Source organism: Halococcoides cellulosivorans (genome assembly GCF_003058365.1).
Classification (GTDB): Archaea; Halobacteriota; Halobacteria; order Halobacteriales; family Haloarculaceae; genus Halococcoides; species Halococcoides cellulosivorans.
In genome coordinates this window covers 1,829,617-1,845,762 of the sequence record NZ_CP028858.1, presented here as the reverse complement: position 1 = coordinate 1,845,762, position 16,146 = coordinate 1,829,617, and the positions used below count along the sequence as shown (strand labels likewise).

The window sequence follows — 16,146 nt, the reverse complement described above, 5'->3', positions numbered from 1 at the left end:
TTCTTGGGACGCCGTCGACCGTTTCGAGCGAATCACTGCGACGGCGCTTCGTCGGTGACGATCAGCTTCTCACACGCCCCGGCCTCGGCGTCGAAACAGTCCGGGCACTCGGGTTCGCGGTCGATGATCGTGTCGAGTCGTTCGGCGACCAGGTCGTCGATGACGCCTTCGAGTTGGCGGGCCTCCGCGCGGAAGTCTTCGACCTCCAGGACTTCGAGCAGGAATCGCTCGATGATGCAGTACGTTTCGAGGACGTTCCGGGCGCGCTCGATGCCTCCGTCCGTGAGCGTGACGCCCTCGTATTTCTCGTGATCGAGGAGGTCTTGCGATTCGAGTTTCCCGATCATCTCGTTGGCGCTCGCGGGGCTGACGTCCAGTCGATCCGCGACCGCGCCCGTCGACGCCGGGCCGTCCTCGACCGACTGGATCAGGTAGATCGCCCGGAGGTACTGATCCGCGGTGTTCACGATCGATCGCCTCCCGTTGGATCGTCTGGCGCTCCCGATCCGTCCGCCGCTCCCGACGCCCCCGACTCGTCTGACGCTTCCGATCCGTCCGCCGCCTCCGAGTTGCCTTCGAGTTCGTCGAGCAGATCGGTCGTCGCCTCGACCGTGCGGCGTTCGTCGGCCATGAGGTGGGCGATCCGGTCCGGAATCGCTTCGCCCTCGACCGAGAGTGCGACCGTCGAGGCGTCGAGGGCCTCGCTGAGGTCTTCGTAGAACTTGTAGGCGGTCTCGACGTTACAGAGGTGTTCGTAGAGGACGTGATCGAACTCTTGATCGGCCTCGTAGCGGTGCTGGACGAGCGTCTGGAGTTCCTCGGCCGGCCCGTGATCGGCATCGATCGCGTCGAGGACGCCCAGCAGGCGCGTCCGGTGCTCGGCGGCGGTCGCCGCGGCGGCCTCCAGATGCGATCGGATCGGCTCCTCGACGGCGCCGGTCTGGGCCCTGGCGCGGGTCTCGACGAGTTCCTCCAGGACGACCCCGATCTGAATCAGACGGGCGAACTGGTGGACCGAATCGATCGACTGCGTGACGCTCACCGCTCGTCCGCTCCCATCGTCGATGCATTGCCCCGGATCGCCTTAAACGATGCCGTCGGGGCCCGTTCGGTCGGAGTGCGAGCGCTTAACCGAGCGGGACGGCTATTCCTCCCCGATGAATTCGGTGGGCGAGTCCGCCGTCGCGTCGGGCGGGCTGACGACGCGAGCCGAGCGGATTGCCGACGGCTCCGTTTTAGCTGCCTTCGACGGTCTCGATCGGCCACGCATGGCCTGGCTCCGGGCCGACGAGCGACGCGTCGTCGGTGGGCAGGTCGCCCGGGTCACGGCAGCGGGGTCGGATCGGTTCGAGACCATCGAGGAGCGCGCCACTGCGACGCTCGCGACGGTCGACACGACGGGTCCCGCCGGGCAGTCGCCGCGGTGGTACGGCGGCGCGGCGTTCACACCGGACTCGGAGTCGTGGGCGGGGTTCGCTCCGGCGGCGGTCGTCCTCCCGGCGGTCGTCGCGGCCCGGGTCGACGGCGAGACCTGGCTCGTCGTCCGCGGTCGTGACCGCGTCGACGCCCGGTTCGAGCGACTCCGGATGGCGATCGAAGGCCAGGACCCACCCGCTCACGATCCGCCCGGGATCGACGCGGTCGAGCGCCGCCCCGACCGCATGGAGTGGATCCGGCAGGTCGAGCGCGTGACTGACGCTATCGGGGCGGGTCAGCTTCGCAAGGTCGTCCTCGCCCGGTCGTTGCATGCCGACCTCGGGGGTCCCGTCGGGATCGGTGGCGCACTCGCGGATCTCGGTGATCGCTACCCCGACTGCACGCGATTCGCGGTCGCGCCCGTCGGCGGCGGCACCTTCCTCGGCGCGACCCCGGAGATCTTGCTCGATCGTCGGGGCCGGACGGTCACCACGACGGCACTCGCTGGCTCGGCCGCCCGCGGCGGGTCACGAGCGGCCGACGCCGATCTGGCCGCGGAACTCCAGGCCAGCGCGAAAGACGACCACGAACACCGCGTCGTCGTCGACGCCATCGTCGACCAACTGGAATCGCTGCCCGCGAGCGTCAGCGTGGCCGACCGACGACTCCGTCGACTGGCCTCGGTCCAGCACCTCGAAACGCCGATCGAGGCGACTCTCGACACCGACGTACACGCTCTGTCGGTTGCGGACGCGCTGCACCCGACGCCGGCCGTCGGTGGCCAGCCCCCGGATCGCGCCATGATGCGGATCGCGGACCTGGAGGGGATCGATCGGGGGTGGTACGCCGCGCCCGTCGGGTGGTTCGACGCGACCGGTGACGGCTCCTTTGCGGTCGCGATTCGGTCGGCGCTGATCGAGGGCCGTCGCGCGCACTGTTTCGCCGGCGCTGGCCTCGTCGCGGACTCGGACCCGGACGCCGAGTGGTCGGAGACCGAATTGAAGTACCGCCCGATGCTCGATCTACTCGAATGACCGCGCCCAACCGGACCGCGCTGTGGGCCGCGACGACCGTCGAGGAGTGCGTCGCGGCGGGGATCGAACGGGCCGTGATCGCGCCCGGGAGTCGGTCGACGCCGCTCGTCTGCGCACTGGCCGATCACGACGGGATCGACACCGTGGTCCACCCCGACGAGCGCTCCGCGGCGTTTCTCGCGCTCGGGCAGGGCCGGGCGACCGGCGACCCGACCGCCGTCGTCACGACGTCGGGGACGGCCGTCGCGAACTGCCACCCGGCGGTGATGGAAGCCGACGAGGGCCGCGTCCCGCTGGTCGTCCTCACCGCCGATCGCCCGCCCGAACTGCTCGATAGCGGTGCGAACCAGACCACCGAGCAGGCGGGCGTGTTCGCCGGCGCGCCCCGCTTCGACCGGACGCTGCCCGAACCCGCGCCCGAATCGCGGCGCCTGCGTTCGCTGCGGGTGACCGTCGCTCGGGCAATCGACGCCGCGCGTGGCCCGCCCGCGGGTCCCGTCCACCTCAACGTCCCCTTCAGCAAGCCCCTGGAGCCGACCCCTGACGGGAGCGTCCCCGACAATCTGGCCGAGCGCGCACCGATCGGTGCGGCGGGCCGCGACGGCCCGATGGTTCGTGTCGAGCGGGGCGTGAGCGTGCCGCGTCGCGCGACCGTCGACCGCGTCGCGAGCGCGCTCGCAGACGCCGACCGGCCCGCGCTGATCGTCGGGCCGCGTGGCCCGCCGGTGCCCGATCGCGATCCGCTCGTCCGCCTCGCCGACCGTGCGGGCGCACCGATCTTCGCGGATCCACTCTCGGGGCACCGCTTCGGAAATTCCGAGGCCATCGGTGCCTACGACGGACTGTATGCCACACTCGACGCGCCCGCGCCGGACGTCGTCGTCCGGTTCGGACTGTCCCCGACCTCGAAGCCGCTCCGGGAGCGGTTGGCCGCCGCCGATCCGAGACAGTTCCTGGTCGATCCCGCTCGTGAGTACCGCGAGGCGACCTTCCACGCGGGCCACGTCGTCGGCGCGGACCCGACGGTGCTCGTCGATCGGGTGGCCGACCGTCTCGAACCGAGTCCCGACGGAGACCGTCGGCCCGCCGATCCCTGGGTCGAGAGCGTCCGACGGGCGGCCGACGACTACTGGGCGACGATCGGGGCCGCCTGCCACGACGCGTGGACGAAAGGCGCGGTCGTCCGCGCCATCGCCGCAAGCGTTCCCGACGGGACGACGCTGTTCGCGGGCAACAGCATGCCCGTCCGCGATCTCGACCGGTTCGGTGCGCCCGCCGACCGCACGCTCACGGTCCACGGCAATCGCGGCGTCAGCGGCATCGACGGCCTGACGAGCACCGCACTCGGGATCGCCGACGCCGAGGGACCCGTGGTCACGATCGTCGGTGATCAGTCCGCGCTCCACGACATCGGCGGCTTGATCGCCGCCGACCGGATCGACGGCCCGGCGACGATCGTCGTGCTCAACGACGACGGCGGGGGGATCTTCGAGGAACTGCCGATCGCGGACTTCGAGGCCTTCGAGGAGTATTTCCGGGCCCCACACGGCCGCACCTTCGGGGACGCTGCCGCGATGTACGATCTGGACTATCGGTCGGTCGACGACCGGGTGGCCGTCGAGCGCGCGCTCACCGATACCGTGGCGGTCGGCGGGGTGTCGATCGTCGAGTGTGACCTCCGTGGGGCCGACAGTCACGACTGGCGGGCCGACGTCACCGAGCAGGTCGCCCGCGCGGTCGATTGGGAGTTTCCGGACGAGCGCTAGTACCGGATCACGGCCATCGTCAACAGCGCGAGGCCTGCGGGCACCCACGTCGAGAGCAGGTAGCCGATCGCCAGCGGGAGCGTCGGGCCGACGAGCAGGAGGCCGATCCCGCCGAGGACGCCCCACCCACCGAAGATCGCCAGTCCGAACTCCGGGATGGCGAGCAAATAGGTCGCGATGACGATCAGACAGACGAGCACCATCGCGTTGAACACCAGCGGAAAAGCCGGTGTGAACGCCCCGAGTGCGATGGCCGGATAGAACAGTGCGAGCGCGCCCGCGATGACGAGTGACTGTGTGCTGCCGACGATCCGACGGAGGTCCGTCCGCCGCCCGGCGGCCGGCGAGGCCGGGACCGACTGGCGGGCCGTCCAGGTGCCCTGGCCGTCGGCCCAGGAGACGTCTTCGTCGACGACGCTCTCGCGGCGTGCGTACCGGTTGCGCGAGCGCCGGTGTCGCGAGCGCGAGTGTCCGTTCGCTTGTCCGGAGGCCGGTCCGGTTCCAGCGGTCGTGGCGCTGGTCTGTGTCTGCCCGCGCGTCGCCTGGGTCGATCCCGTCGTTCGCGATCGGTGGGTCGACCCCTTCGCCGTCGACCCCGCGGGCGTCTCGTCGACCTCCCAGAGCGCTGGGTCCTCGTGCTGGCGGATGTAGTCGGCGTGGCCCATCGTGTCGTAGCGTTCGCGCTCGGCGGGGTCGGTCAGCACCTCTTTGGCGGTGTAGACCCGCTCGAAAGCGTCGCGAGCGTCGGGATGGTCGCTGTGATCGGGGTGGACGGCCTTCACGCGGTCGCGGAACGCGGACTTGATGTGCGTCCGGTCGGCGTCCCGGTCCACGTCGAGCACCTCGTACAGCGTCGGCACGCCTCACCCTGGGGGCCGGGGATACCTAATCGCACCGGCTGGCGGTGATCTGCGTCACCAGTGTCGGCAACGCCTGCCGGGACGGGCGAGACCCTCGACTGCAGTCCGCCGGTCACACGTCCCCCTCCGCATCCGGTCCTATTTGAACCGCCGCAGTATTGGGGGTGGAAAAGGCCCTCACTCTTCGTGTGCTATCCTGTCTCGTGGATGTATGTCCAGTATGCGCCCTCCTTTGTGGGCGTATCTGGTGGCACGCTGTGACTTCTGTCTAATCGTTTCGTCACGAACTGAGGCAACGTTGCGGAGGGGCGGACGGGGTATGTCGTGGGGGCGTCGAGGACTGTGTGATGCAACAGATCCAATTCGTCTCACCCGAGACTCTGGGGGGATCGGACGCCGTCGTGGTCGACGTTCGCGAGGCCGCGGCCTATCACGACGTGGGCCACGTGCCTGACGCAGTCTCGATTCCACCCGACGTGTATCGCGATCCGACGGGCTTCGCGCCCGGAATGCTCCCCGACCCCGACGCGATCACCGACGCGCTCGGAGCGGCGGGAATCGACCGCTCGACGCCAGTGATCGCCTACGGCGCGGACCCGGCCAACGCCGCACGATTCCTGGTGACCCTCGCTGTCCTCGGCCACGACGCCGACCTCGGACTGGTCGGTCACGACGTGGAATCGCTCGCTCGCGCGGTCGATCTGACGACCGAGAGCGTCGATTCGGATCCAGCGACCTACGAGTCGACCGATTACGATTCTCCGCTGCTGGCCGATCGCAGCGCGGTCGAAGCCGCCAGCGAGGGTGAGGCGATCCTCCTCGACACCCGGACCGCGACCGAGTACGATCAGGGCCACATCCCGGGGGCGATCCACTGTGACGTCGAGCGCCTGCTCTCCGAAGGGTCGGTCCGCCCGCCCGACGAGCGCGCGGCGGTGTTCGAGGCCGTCGGTCTCGATCCGGACACGGATATCGTCCTCTATTGTAACACGGCGCGACGCCTGAGTCTCGTCCTCGTCGCCTTGCTCGACGCGGGCTACGGCGACGCTATTTTCTACGAAGGCAGTCTTCGTGACTGGCTGCAGGCCGCCGCGCCCACGTGGGACCCCACCGAGATCGAGCGGATCGTCCGCGAACACGCCAGCGAGGGGACGCGGGCGGTCCACGACGCGCTGGGCGAGCACTCCGCGAGCAAACTCAAACTCGTCGGGATCTACGACCAGAAGCAGGGCGGCGAGCACCACATGTTCCGGACGAAGCTTCCGGGCGGACTGGTCACCGCCGACCAGGCCCGCACACTCGGGGCGATCGCCGAGGAATACGCGGTCCCGCCCGCGAGTCACGACGCCGGCCCGTTCGACGGTGGCTATCTCGATTTGACGACCCGGCAGGGGATCCAGTACCACTGGATCGAGATGGGCGACATTCCGGCGATCTGGGATCGCCTCTCGGCGGTCGGCGTCTCGACGTACCAGTCCGGGGGGAACTCGGTGCGCAACGTCGTCGCCAACCCCGCGGCTGGTCTCGCTCCCGACGAGGTGATCGACACCCGGCCGGTCGCGGAGGCCGTCACCGAGTACTTCGAGGCCGACACACGCTATGCGAACCTGCCTCGCAAACTCAAGGTCAGCGTCGCGGGATCGCGCCAGGTCAGCGCGCGCCCGGGGATCAACGATCTGGGCTTCACGCCCGCGAAAAAGGACGGTCGCCTGGGCTTCAACGTCCACGCGGGCGGCGGACTCTCCGATAGCCCCCGCTTCGCGGACCCGCTCGACGTGTTCGTCGAGCCAGAGCGGGTCGTCGATATCGTCGCGGCGACGGCGGACCTGTTCGTCGCGCAGGGGAGCTATCTCGACACCGCGGTGAACCGCCTCCGATTCCTGGTCGAGCAGTGGGGCGTCGACACCTTCCGCGACGAACTCGACCGCCACTACGACGGCTCCCTCGAATCGGCGGGCACGGACCTCCGCGAGGGCGTCCGCCGCGATCACGTCGGCGTCCACGAACAGGGGGACGGCCGCTCCATGGTCGGGCTGGCCGTCCCGGTCGGGCGCATCGGCGGATCTGATCTCGCCGCGATCGCCGATCTGGCCGCCGAGTACGGCAGCGGCGACCTGCGGATCACGCACAACCAGAACCTCCTGGTCGCGGACGTGCCTGGCGATCGGGTCGACGCTCTCCGGGCGAGTGAGCCCCTGGAGGCCTACAGCCCCGATCCCGGCCCGGTCACCCGCGGGATGGTCACCTGTACGGGGCGGGAGTACTGTACGTACGCGCTCGTCGAGACCAAGGCTCGGGCCTGGCGGTGGGCCCGCGAGTTGGACGCCACCCTCGACGTCTGCTTCGATCGCGTCCGGGTCGCGCTCAGCGGCTGTATCGCCTCGTGTGCCCAGCCACAGTTGGCCGACGTCGGCCTGCGCGGCGAGACCCGTCGCGACGAGACGGACCCGGTCCCCCACCCGGCGGTCGACCTGGCCGTCGGGGGCGATCCCGCCAACCAGGAGTTCGCCCGCTGGCTCTGTGGGCGCATCCCGATCGAAGACGGCCCCGAAGCGATCGCGCGGGTGATCGAGGCCGCCGACCGCGAGGGCGATTCGATCGAGGCGTTCGTCCGCGAGACGCCCGCCGCCGAACTCGCGAGTATCGCCGATCCGACCACCGTCGCCGAACCCACTGCCGACTGATCATGTCCGACTCCAACCCATCGACGACCGACGCACTGTCCGACGCCAGCCCGCGAGTCCCATCCGTCGGTGCGGATCCACGCGAATCCACACGGGACGTCGACCCGCCGCGGAACAAGGTCTGGTTTCGCGACCTCGACGAGGCCGTCATCGCGGCCGACCGGTGTGTCCGGTGTGCGGCCTGTGTGAGTGCCTGCCCGTCCGATTCGATCGGCATCGCCGACTCTGATCGCCGGCCGACGCTCGTGAAGATGTGTACTGGCTGTTCGCGCTGCTGGGACACCTGTCCGCGCGCGGGCCTGCGCTACGAGGCGCTGCCTGGGGCGTCGTCCGCGGCGACGCCGAGCGACGCCTCCGCCACTGAGACGAGCGATGCGCCCGCGACCGCCGCGCCGACCGACGACCTGCCGGGCCCGGTCCGCGCGGCCGTCGCCGCGCGCGGGTCGAGCGAGGGTCAACACGGCGGGGTCGTCTCCACGCTGCTCGCCGACCTGCTGGCGGCGGGCCAGATCGACGGTGCGGTCGTCGCGAGCGGCGCCCCGCTGGACGCGCCCACGCCCGAACTCGTCACCGACCCCGCCGAGGCCCGCGCGAGCGGTGGGACGGTGTTCGATCAGCCCCTCCAGCTCGCCGCCGTTCCGGACCTGATCGCCACGGCGGACCTGCCCGAGGACCCAAAACTCGCCCTCGTGGGCACGCCGTGTGTCCACCAGGGCGTCGCCGCGCTCGCGGGCGACGGCGACTATCGGGACCCGCGGTTCGACGAGCACCCGCCACTCGACGCGATCGACCTGCGGATCTCGCTGTGGTGTACCCAGGCGCTCGAACAGGAGCATCTCGCGGGCGTCCTCCAGAGCGCTCACGCGATCGATCCCGGCGACGTCGTGGGCCTGGATCTCGTGGGCAACGGGCTCAAAGTCGAACTCGCGGACGGCACGGAGCGATCGGTACCCGCCGATAGCGTCGCGGGTGCGATCCCCGACGGCTGTCTCGAATGCGGGGACGCGACCGGACGCACGGCGGACATCGCGGTCGGAACGATCGGCAGCGAGCGCGAGGAGTCGACGGTGCTCGTCCGGACCGCGCGCGGCGAGCGCGCGCTCGCGGCGACGGACCTCGACACCCGCCCGATCGAAGAGACGGGCCCGATCGCCCAGATCGCGACCTGGAATCGCGAGCGCGCCCGTCGCGAGTCGCCACGCGAGATCGACCCCGACGGTGGGATCTGGATCCCCTACGCCGCCCACCGCGAGGCCTACGACGGCACCGACCGCGCGCCGGTCGCGTTCAACCCGGCGCGGATTCAGCAGTACGAGGAGTGGTGTTAATGTCCGAGACTGTCACGACCGAGCGGCGAGACGAGGAACCGACCGACGACTATGACGCGGCGAGCGAGAGCGCCGAGGATGTCGATGAGCGCGCCGCCGAGACCGAGCGCGTGGACGATCACCTCGACGTCGAGGACGGCTGTGGCTGTGCGGAGGTGTGGGAACACCTCTCGGAGGAGCGGGCGGAGTGAGACGCGATCGGTGAAACGACATCGACTCGAAACGTTTGTCAGACTGTCGCCCGTTAGACGACGCATGATCGTCGACGCTCAGGGGTGGACGCGACCGTGAAACGTCGTCGACTTCTGACTGGACTGGTGTCGTTGCTGCTCGCAGCCAGTGGGGCCGTCGCCTGGGCCCGATCGACGCCGTACCCTGGCAACAACGTGGAGTCCCTCTCACTGGAGGTCTTTTCGACCGAGGGTGATGTCCTCGTCGAGTCAGCCCGCGAGCGACGCGCGGGCGAACGGCCTCAGTTCGCAGACGGCGGCCCGGAGGACCAGCCGTTCGGAACGTACAGCCAGACGTTCACCGATCGATCGACAGCCGAGGCGTGGCTCGATCTCAGTCCGCCGAACGACAGGGACTCCTCACGCCTTAGACTGTGGCTCGATGAGATCGACTTCGAGCGCACGACGCTGGTGCTCGCCCAGAAGATGGGCGATCTATCGAAACTCACACCGCGGACGCTGTACCGGACTGACGATGGCATTCAGGTGGTCGTCGAGACGACTCCACCGTTCGGCCCCGAACCGCTGGGTCCGTATTCACTGCTGATCGCTCTCGTCGACGATTCGGACGATCCGGAGCCGCCGTCGATCGCCGGCGTGGACTTCCAGGACGGTCGCGACGGACCGATCGAGGCCGGAATCGAGATGCTGGACCGATGGCTCAGCGGCTGACCTTCGCCAGCGACTAATGCGTCCCCGTTCTCTTCCTCGCAATGCGCGAAGCCCACCCCCACGAGGCCAGCGTGGGGATCGCTTACTACGTCAGCGACACCGACGGCGTCGGCGGTCGCCTGCGCGATTCCCCTAAAGATTTCCGCGTCGATGAGATCGAGGATGTCGATTTCGAGTCGATCGACGCCGATCCGGGCGCGTATCCGCACGTCGTCGTTCGCGCGACGCTTCGTGGGTGGGCGACATCGGACTTCGCGGGCCGGGTTGCGGACCGCCTGGAGATGAGTCGCGAGCGGATCACCTGGGCGGGGACGAAAGACCGCCACGCCGTCACGACACAGTTGTTCTCGATTCGCGACCCCGACCCCGACGCCGTCGCCGACCTCTCGATCGACGACGCGGAACTCTCGGTCTGTGGCCGGACCGGTCGGCCCGTCCTGTTCGGTGATCTGGTGGGCAACCGCTTCGAAATCGTCGTCCGGGACGCCGCGGACGGGGTCGGGGCGATCACCGACGAGTTAGCGGCGTTCGCGGGTGCAGCGGAGCGGACTGACGCGGACGGATCGGACGGGGAATCGAGCGCCGACGAATCGAGCGATACGACTCGGACGGCACGCGTCGCCGTCCCGAACTGGTTCGGCCAGCAGCGGTTCGGGTCGCGCCGTGCGATCACCCATCGCGTCGGACTGGCGATCGTCCGCGACGACTGGCAGGGCGCGGTCCGCGCGGTCGTCGGCCGGCCCAGCGAGCGCGAACCCGAGCGGACCCAGGCCGCTCGCGAGACCGCCGATCGGGCGTTCGAGCGTCTCGCCGCGGGCGAGGACCCCGACTGGGCGGGCGCACTCGATGCGATGCCGGGCCATCTCGGCCAGGAGCGCGCGATGCTCCAGCGGTGTCGCGAGCGCGACGCCGACTCGCCCGCGGACTTCCAGGCGGCGGTCGAGACCGCGCCCGAGAGCCTCCAGCGACTCTACGTCCACGCCGCCCAGTCGTGGCTGTTCAATCGCATGCTGTCGGCGCGCCTGGAGCGCGGCCTCCCGTTCGATCGCCCGGTCGTCGGCGACGTGGTCGCCTTTGGCACCGAGCGCGAGGGCGTGTTCGTCCCCGACACCGCTCGCACCCAGCGGGTGACTTCGGATCGCGTCGCGACGATCGAGCGCCACTGCGAGCGCGGGCGCGCGGTCGTCACCCATCCGCTGGTCGGCACCGCAACCGAACTCGCTGCGGCGGACACTGCGCCCGGTGACATCGAACGGGCGCTCCTCGACGACGCCGATCTCGCACCGGACGAGTTCGCGGGCCCCGACCCCTTCGGCTCCACGGGCGATCGACGTGCGATCCGGGTCGCGACCGATCTGACGGTGAGTAGTGCCGACGATCCTGCCCTATCCTTCGCGCTGCCCAAGGGAAGCTACGCGACCGCAATCCTCAGAGAGTACTGCAAGGTCGATCCCGACCGGCTCTGAGACGTGTTGAACGGGAGCGGACGGGAAAACGCGGTCCTTTTGGGCCGACCGGCCGATCGGACGGTGTGTCGTGTCGGCAATGCGGATCGGATCTGGATCGCCCGGGCGATTACTGCCTGGTCTGTCACACCGCGAACGCCGACACCGTCGTCGTGGACTGTGCGCGCGATCGCGCGACCGTGACGGCGATTTTCGAGGAGGACGTCCGTGGCGCACGCACCATCACGACGACGCCCGAATCGGGCGACGCGGAACCGATCGAACTCCGAAACTTCGCGGGGCTGATCGCCGACGAGATCCATCGCAAGCGCCCCGAGGACGTCCACGTCGCGGGCGACCGAACGGTCGTCCAGGCGCTGCGCGGGCAGGTCGTTCGCCCGCTCTTCCGGGTCGGGGCCGACGACCCCGTCGAGAGCGTCCTCGCGGATCGTAGCGACGAGGGCCTCGCGGTCGTTGAGCGCCCGCCCGCGGCGAAGATCAGCGGCGCGCACTCGACGCTCATCGGTGATCGGGCGGGCCGGGCCGCCGTCGAGTGTGCGGCCGACCATCCGCACGTGAAGAAGGTCATCCCGGGCCCGATCGAGACCGGCGGGGCCAGCGGCGGGCAGTTGCGCGCGAAGGCGACCCGCGCGGATCGCGGCGGGAACGTCCGCCTGATCGTCCGACAGGGCTCGACCGTCCAGGAGAATCGCGTGGTGACGACCGCCGACGAGCGCACGGCGGGCGAGCGGATCCGCGCGGATCTGAACGTCGCGCTCGACGAGGCGGGCTTCGGCGGCGAGTGAGAGCCGAACTCAGCCCGGGGGCCACCCCCCGGCCACCGATCCCGGCGAGTGCCGCCGGTGAATCGACAGACGTACGTGTCGGCCTGCGAGACCCTGTCACATGAAGGTCGACATCGGTAACGCACTCGCGAGCGAGGCGACACCAGGGGTCCCCGAGGGCGCTCTGGACCGTCTCGATCGGCGCGTCGCAGACGCTCACGACACCATCGCGGCCGGGCGGGCGGCCAGCACTCACGGCTACGAATCACTGAATCTGCCCTCGACGGTCGATCCCGAGGCGATCCGGGCCGCCGTCGCACCGTTCGACGACTGTGACACGCTGCTCAACGTCGGGATCGGTGGGAGCGCACTCGGTGCGGCGACACTCACCGACGCGCTCGCCGACGACGTCGAGGCGTACTATCTCGACAACGTCGACCCCGAGTGGATCGAGGACCTGCTCAGCGAGATCGATCTCGAATCGACGGCGGTCAACGTCGTCTCCCGGTCGGGGACGACCGCCGAGACGCTCGCGAACTTCCTGGTCGTCCGCGAGGCGATGGACGATGCGGGCGTCGACTGGACCGAGCGGACCTGGGTCACGACCGGCGAGGCGGGCAATCTCCGCAATCTCGCCGATCAGCACGATCTGCCCGCGCTCGACGTCCCGGACGGCGTCCCCGGGCGGTTCTCGGCACTCTCGACGGTGGGGCTGGCCGCGGCGGCGTTCGCGGACCTCGACATCGAGGCCGTGCTCGCGGGCGCTGGCGAGGTCGCCGACGACCTCTCGGGGTCGCTGTACGACACCCCTGCCTACGCCTACGGCGCGATCACGTACGCCCTCGACGTTCGCGGGGCGGGCGTGAACGCGATGATGCCGTACGCCGAATCGCTGGAGACGTTCGCGGAGTGGTACGCTCAACTCTCCGCGGAGAGTCTGGGCAAAGACGGCCTGGGGCAGACGCCCGTGCGCGCACTTGGCGCGACCGACCAGCACTCCCAGTTGCAACTGTATCGGGCCGGACCGCACGACAAGATGGTGACGCTCGTCCGCCCCGAGGAGCGGGCCGATCGGGCGATTCCCGAGACCGATCTGGAGGGACTCTCCTATCTCGGCGGATCGACACTCGGCGACCTTCTCGACGCGGAGTTCGAGGCCACCGAAGCCTCACTCGCCCAGGCGGACCTGCCGAACGTCCGCATCGAGATCGACGAGGTCGACGAGCGGGGGCTTGGGGAACTCCTCTACAGTATGGAAGCCGCGACGATCCTCGCGGGCGAACTGTACGACGTCGATACGTTCGTCCAACCCGCCGTCGAGTGGGGCAAGAAGGCCGCGCGCGGCCTCCTCGGTGGCGGCGAGTTCGAAGAGGCTGACGCGGTCGATCAGAAGACCGAACTCGTCGTCGAGTAGGTGTTTCAGGGCAGTTCGCCGTCGTTCAGTCGATCGGGATCGCCCGTACGGACGGCACTGATCCAGGCGGTGCCGACGGCGATCGAGACGCGCTCGGGTGTCGTGACTGCGATCGCGGACGGCTCGTGGGCCGAGCGGTCGTCGGGTGGATGGAAGTGCCGAATTGGATCGTCGGTCTCGGCGTTCGCTTCCTCTCGGCCGAAGCGAAATGTCAGCCCCTCCTCGCGGTAGTGATATTTGTAGTCGCCGTTCTCCCACCACTGGACGTCGAGATATCCGCCTCGCTGGTCGATTCCCGGGACGAGCGTGAGTCGTGCTTCCCGTGGTGTGAGACAGGCAGTCTCGTATGGGCCGTCTCGTGTGTTCCGGTAGGCCACGTCGTGGACACAGTCTCCGAGTCGGCGCTCGATGGCGCTGACGGCGGCGACGATCGCGTCGCCGTCCAGCGGCGTGCCGCGTCCCATCACCATGATTACTGCGGGACGCCACGGGCGTCGTGTCCGCCCGTTCGCGTCGAGCGACGGGCCTCGCGGAATCGATACGCCGCCTGGAGCACGGCCAGATCACGGCGTGCCGTTCGCCAGTGGGACATATCGTCGAGTTCCGAGTCCGAGAGGTCCGATTCGACGAGGGCCTCGGCTGGGGAGTCGACCCCGTAGGTGTCGCGATACTCCGCCAGTTCCTCCTGGAGTGCCTGAATGCGATCGACGAGCGCGTCGGCCCGCGAGAGACGCTCGATCTGCCCCATCAGGTGCCAGTCGGGATCACGGGCGTAGAGCCGGCCGTTTGTCGTCTGTTCGGACCGGATCGGCCCGTCCTCGACGAGGGCGTTCAGCGTGTTCCGTGCGGCCGTCACCGAGACGGCGGCGCGATCTGCGATTGCCCCGGCCGTCGTCGGTTCGGTCGTCCGTTTGGCGACGGCCCGAACGCGCTCTCTGGCCGTCGTCGAAGCCGTCCACTCGGCGGTCGCGAACTCGTCGAGGTCGTCGAACTCGTCCGGATCGACCTCGAAGGCGTCGATATCGTCGATCGATCGCTCCGGCAACGACTCCGCGTCCGGCGTCGGCCCCTCGACAGTCGGCTCGCTTTCGTCGCCCATCGCCTGGGCGTTCGCACTCGGGACAGATATGAATTTCGAGGACAGATATGCGTGCCTCGGTGGTGGCGAGTTCGAAGAGGCTGACGCGGTCGATCGGAAGACCCGACTGCTCGTCGTGGAGCAGACCGTCAGCCACTCCCCAACGGGGCGCCGAACGATGCCATGGAGCTGCGATTTCTCGGTGGGGCCCGCGAGATCGGTCGGAGTGCCCTCCTGATCGACGACTCGCTGCTCGTCGATTTCGGGCTGACCGCCGACGAGTCGCCACGCCTGCCCCAGTCGATCCCCGACCCCGACGCCGTCGTCGCGAGCCACGGCCACCTCGATCACGTGGGGGCGATCCCCGCGTTGCTCGCCGGTACCGAGCGCCCGCCCGTTCACTGGACGCCCATCACCCGCGATCTGACGCGCGTGCTCGCACAGGATACCCTCAAACTTCACGGTGGGACGCCACGCGCGCCCTTTGCCGACCCACACGTCGCCCGTCTCGGCGAGGTCTCACGGGTCCACGACTACGGCGAGCCCTTCGACGCCGCGGGCTATCGGGTGACCCTCCTCGACGCCGGGCACGTCCCGGGCAGTGCGCACGTCCTGATCGACGACGGTGAGACGCGCCTGCTCTATACCGGCGATTTCACGACGGCGGATCAGCGCCTGCTGGCGGGCACGACGGCCCGGCCCTCGGCGGACGCGGTCGTCTGTGAGGCGACCTACAGCGACACCGAGCGCCCGCCGCGCGGGGACATCGAGTCGCGGTTCGTCGAGCGCGTCGAGCGCACGCTCTGGAACGGCGGGACGGTCCTCGTGCCTGCCTTTGCGATCGGGCGCACCCAGGAGGTCGCGGCGATCCTCGCCGCGGCCGATCTCCCCTGTTACGTCGACGGGATGGGCCAGCGCGTCTTCGAGTTGCTCGATCACTCCCGATCGATGCTGGCCGATCCCAGGGCCTTCGCCCGCGCGAAATCCCACGCCCGGTTCGTCTCGGGTGATCGCCACCGGATCGCCGCCGAGTCGACGGTGATCGTCACGACCAGTGGGATGTGTCGGGGCGGGCCCGTCGCGACCTACCTGCCGCTGGTGGCCGACCAGCCCAAGAACACGATCGCACTCACGGGCTTTCAGGTGCCCGGGACCCCAGGCCGCGACCTGCTCGAACGCGGTCGGGCGACCGTCGACGGGCGATCGATCCAGGCGAGTGCGACCGTCGAACAGTTCGATCTGTCGGCCCACGCCGATCGCGACGGTCTCCGGGCGTTCCTCGCGGACTATCGGGACACGCGCGTGCTCGTCACGCACGGCGATCGGTGCGAATCGTTCGCGGAGTCGCTGCGCGCGGACGGGATCGACGCCGCGGCTCCCGCCGTCGGTGATCCGATCACCGTCTGAGCCGCTCCGGGTTCGAACGCGGTGTCT

General features: G+C 69.5%; 15 protein-coding genes. 10 read left to right on the top strand and 5 right to left on the bottom strand.

Annotation, left to right across the window (positions count from 1 at the left end; genetic code table 11):
- Window positions 1-32 precede the first annotated feature (32 nt).
- Window positions 33-467, bottom strand: a complete 435-nt coding sequence (locus HARCEL1_RS09140; RefSeq protein ID WP_108382662.1) for a metal-dependent transcriptional regulator — start codon at window positions 465-467, stop codon at window positions 33-35.
- Window positions 464-1,042 carry a rubrerythrin gene (locus tag HARCEL1_RS09135; RefSeq protein WP_108382660.1) on the bottom strand — a complete coding sequence of 193 codons (579 nt, stop codon included), beginning with the start codon at window positions 1,040-1,042 and terminating at the stop codon, window positions 464-466. Before HARCEL1_RS09135 ends, HARCEL1_RS09140 begins: the two co-directional genes overlap by 4 nt.
- 115 nt (window positions 1,043-1,157) lie before the next feature.
- Here HARCEL1_RS09135 and HARCEL1_RS09130 point away from each other — a divergent pair, with 115 nt between their 5' ends.
- Complete coding sequence (locus HARCEL1_RS09130; protein ID WP_108382657.1) at window positions 1,158-2,450, top strand: isochorismate synthase; 1,293 nt, start codon at window positions 1,158-1,160, stop codon at window positions 2,448-2,450.
- Window positions 2,447-4,216 (top strand): 2-succinyl-5-enolpyruvyl-6-hydroxy-3-cyclohexene-1-carboxylic-acid synthase, encoded by a 1,770-nt coding sequence (gene menD / locus HARCEL1_RS09125; protein ID WP_108382654.1) that lies wholly within the window; start codon window positions 2,447-2,449, stop codon window positions 4,214-4,216. The genes HARCEL1_RS09130 and menD overlap by 4 nt, the downstream gene beginning before the upstream one ends.
- Here menD and HARCEL1_RS09120 read toward each other — a convergent pair.
- Window positions 4,213-5,076, bottom strand: coding sequence for a J domain-containing protein (locus HARCEL1_RS09120; protein WP_108382651.1), 864 nt, complete (start codon window positions 5,074-5,076; stop codon window positions 4,213-4,215). The two genes, menD and HARCEL1_RS09120, sit on opposite strands and share 4 nt — an antisense overlap.
- A gap of 347 nt (window positions 5,077-5,423) precedes the next feature.
- Here HARCEL1_RS09120 and HARCEL1_RS09115 point away from each other — a divergent pair, with 347 nt between their 5' ends.
- The 7 genes from HARCEL1_RS09115 (at window position 5,424) to HARCEL1_RS09085 (ending at window position 13,634) form a co-directional block, all read left to right on the top strand.
- Window positions 5,424-7,760 carry a rhodanese-like domain-containing protein gene (locus HARCEL1_RS09115; protein WP_108382649.1) on the top strand — a complete coding sequence of 779 codons (2,337 nt, stop codon included), beginning with the start codon at window positions 5,424-5,426 and terminating at the stop codon, window positions 7,758-7,760.
- Window positions 7,761-7,762: 2 nt separating this feature from the next.
- Window positions 7,763-9,088, top strand: a complete 1,326-nt coding sequence (locus tag HARCEL1_RS09110) for a Coenzyme F420 hydrogenase/dehydrogenase, beta subunit C-terminal domain (protein WP_108382646.1) — start codon at window positions 7,763-7,765, stop codon at window positions 9,086-9,088.
- On the top strand, window positions 9,088-9,279 hold the full coding sequence (locus tag HARCEL1_RS09105; protein WP_108382644.1) for a hypothetical protein: 192 nt from the start codon (window positions 9,088-9,090) through the stop codon (window positions 9,277-9,279). Before HARCEL1_RS09110 ends, HARCEL1_RS09105 begins: the two co-directional genes overlap by 1 nt.
- Before the next feature lie 126 nt (window positions 9,280-9,405).
- Window positions 9,406-9,990: a hypothetical protein gene (locus HARCEL1_RS09100; protein ID WP_159077078.1), complete on the top strand. Its 585-nt coding sequence runs from the start codon at window positions 9,406-9,408 to the stop codon at window positions 9,988-9,990.
- Window positions 9,991-10,031: 41 nt separating this feature from the next.
- Complete coding sequence (locus HARCEL1_RS09095) at window positions 10,032-11,456, top strand: tRNA pseudouridine(13) synthase TruD (protein WP_108382639.1); 1,425 nt, start codon at window positions 10,032-10,034, stop codon at window positions 11,454-11,456.
- Between the two features lie 65 nt (window positions 11,457-11,521).
- On the top strand, window positions 11,522-12,241 hold the full coding sequence (locus tag HARCEL1_RS09090; RefSeq protein WP_108382637.1) for a DUF2103 domain-containing protein: 720 nt from the start codon (window positions 11,522-11,524) through the stop codon (window positions 12,239-12,241).
- Window positions 12,242-12,341: 100 nt separating this feature from the next.
- Complete coding sequence (locus tag HARCEL1_RS09085) at window positions 12,342-13,634, top strand: glucose-6-phosphate isomerase (protein ID WP_108382634.1); 1,293 nt, start codon at window positions 12,342-12,344, stop codon at window positions 13,632-13,634.
- A 5-nt stretch (window positions 13,635-13,639) separates the two neighbouring features.
- Here the strand turns inward: HARCEL1_RS09085 and HARCEL1_RS09080 are convergent, their stop codons facing one another.
- Entirely contained in the window at window positions 13,640-14,104 is a 465-nt protein-coding gene (locus tag HARCEL1_RS09080; RefSeq protein WP_174182925.1) for a hypothetical protein, read from the bottom strand.
- A gap of 2 nt (window positions 14,105-14,106) precedes the next feature.
- Complete coding sequence (locus HARCEL1_RS09075) at window positions 14,107-14,733, bottom strand: DUF7342 family protein (RefSeq protein WP_108382632.1); 627 nt, start codon at window positions 14,731-14,733, stop codon at window positions 14,107-14,109.
- Window positions 14,734-14,895: 162 nt separating this feature from the next.
- On the opposite strand from HARCEL1_RS09075, the gene HARCEL1_RS09070 reads away from it, so the two are divergent.
- Window positions 14,896-16,119, top strand: coding sequence for an MBL fold metallo-hydrolase (locus HARCEL1_RS09070; RefSeq protein WP_108382630.1), 1,224 nt, complete (start codon window positions 14,896-14,898; stop codon window positions 16,117-16,119).
- The last annotated feature ends 27 nt before the right edge of the window (window positions 16,120-16,146 follow it).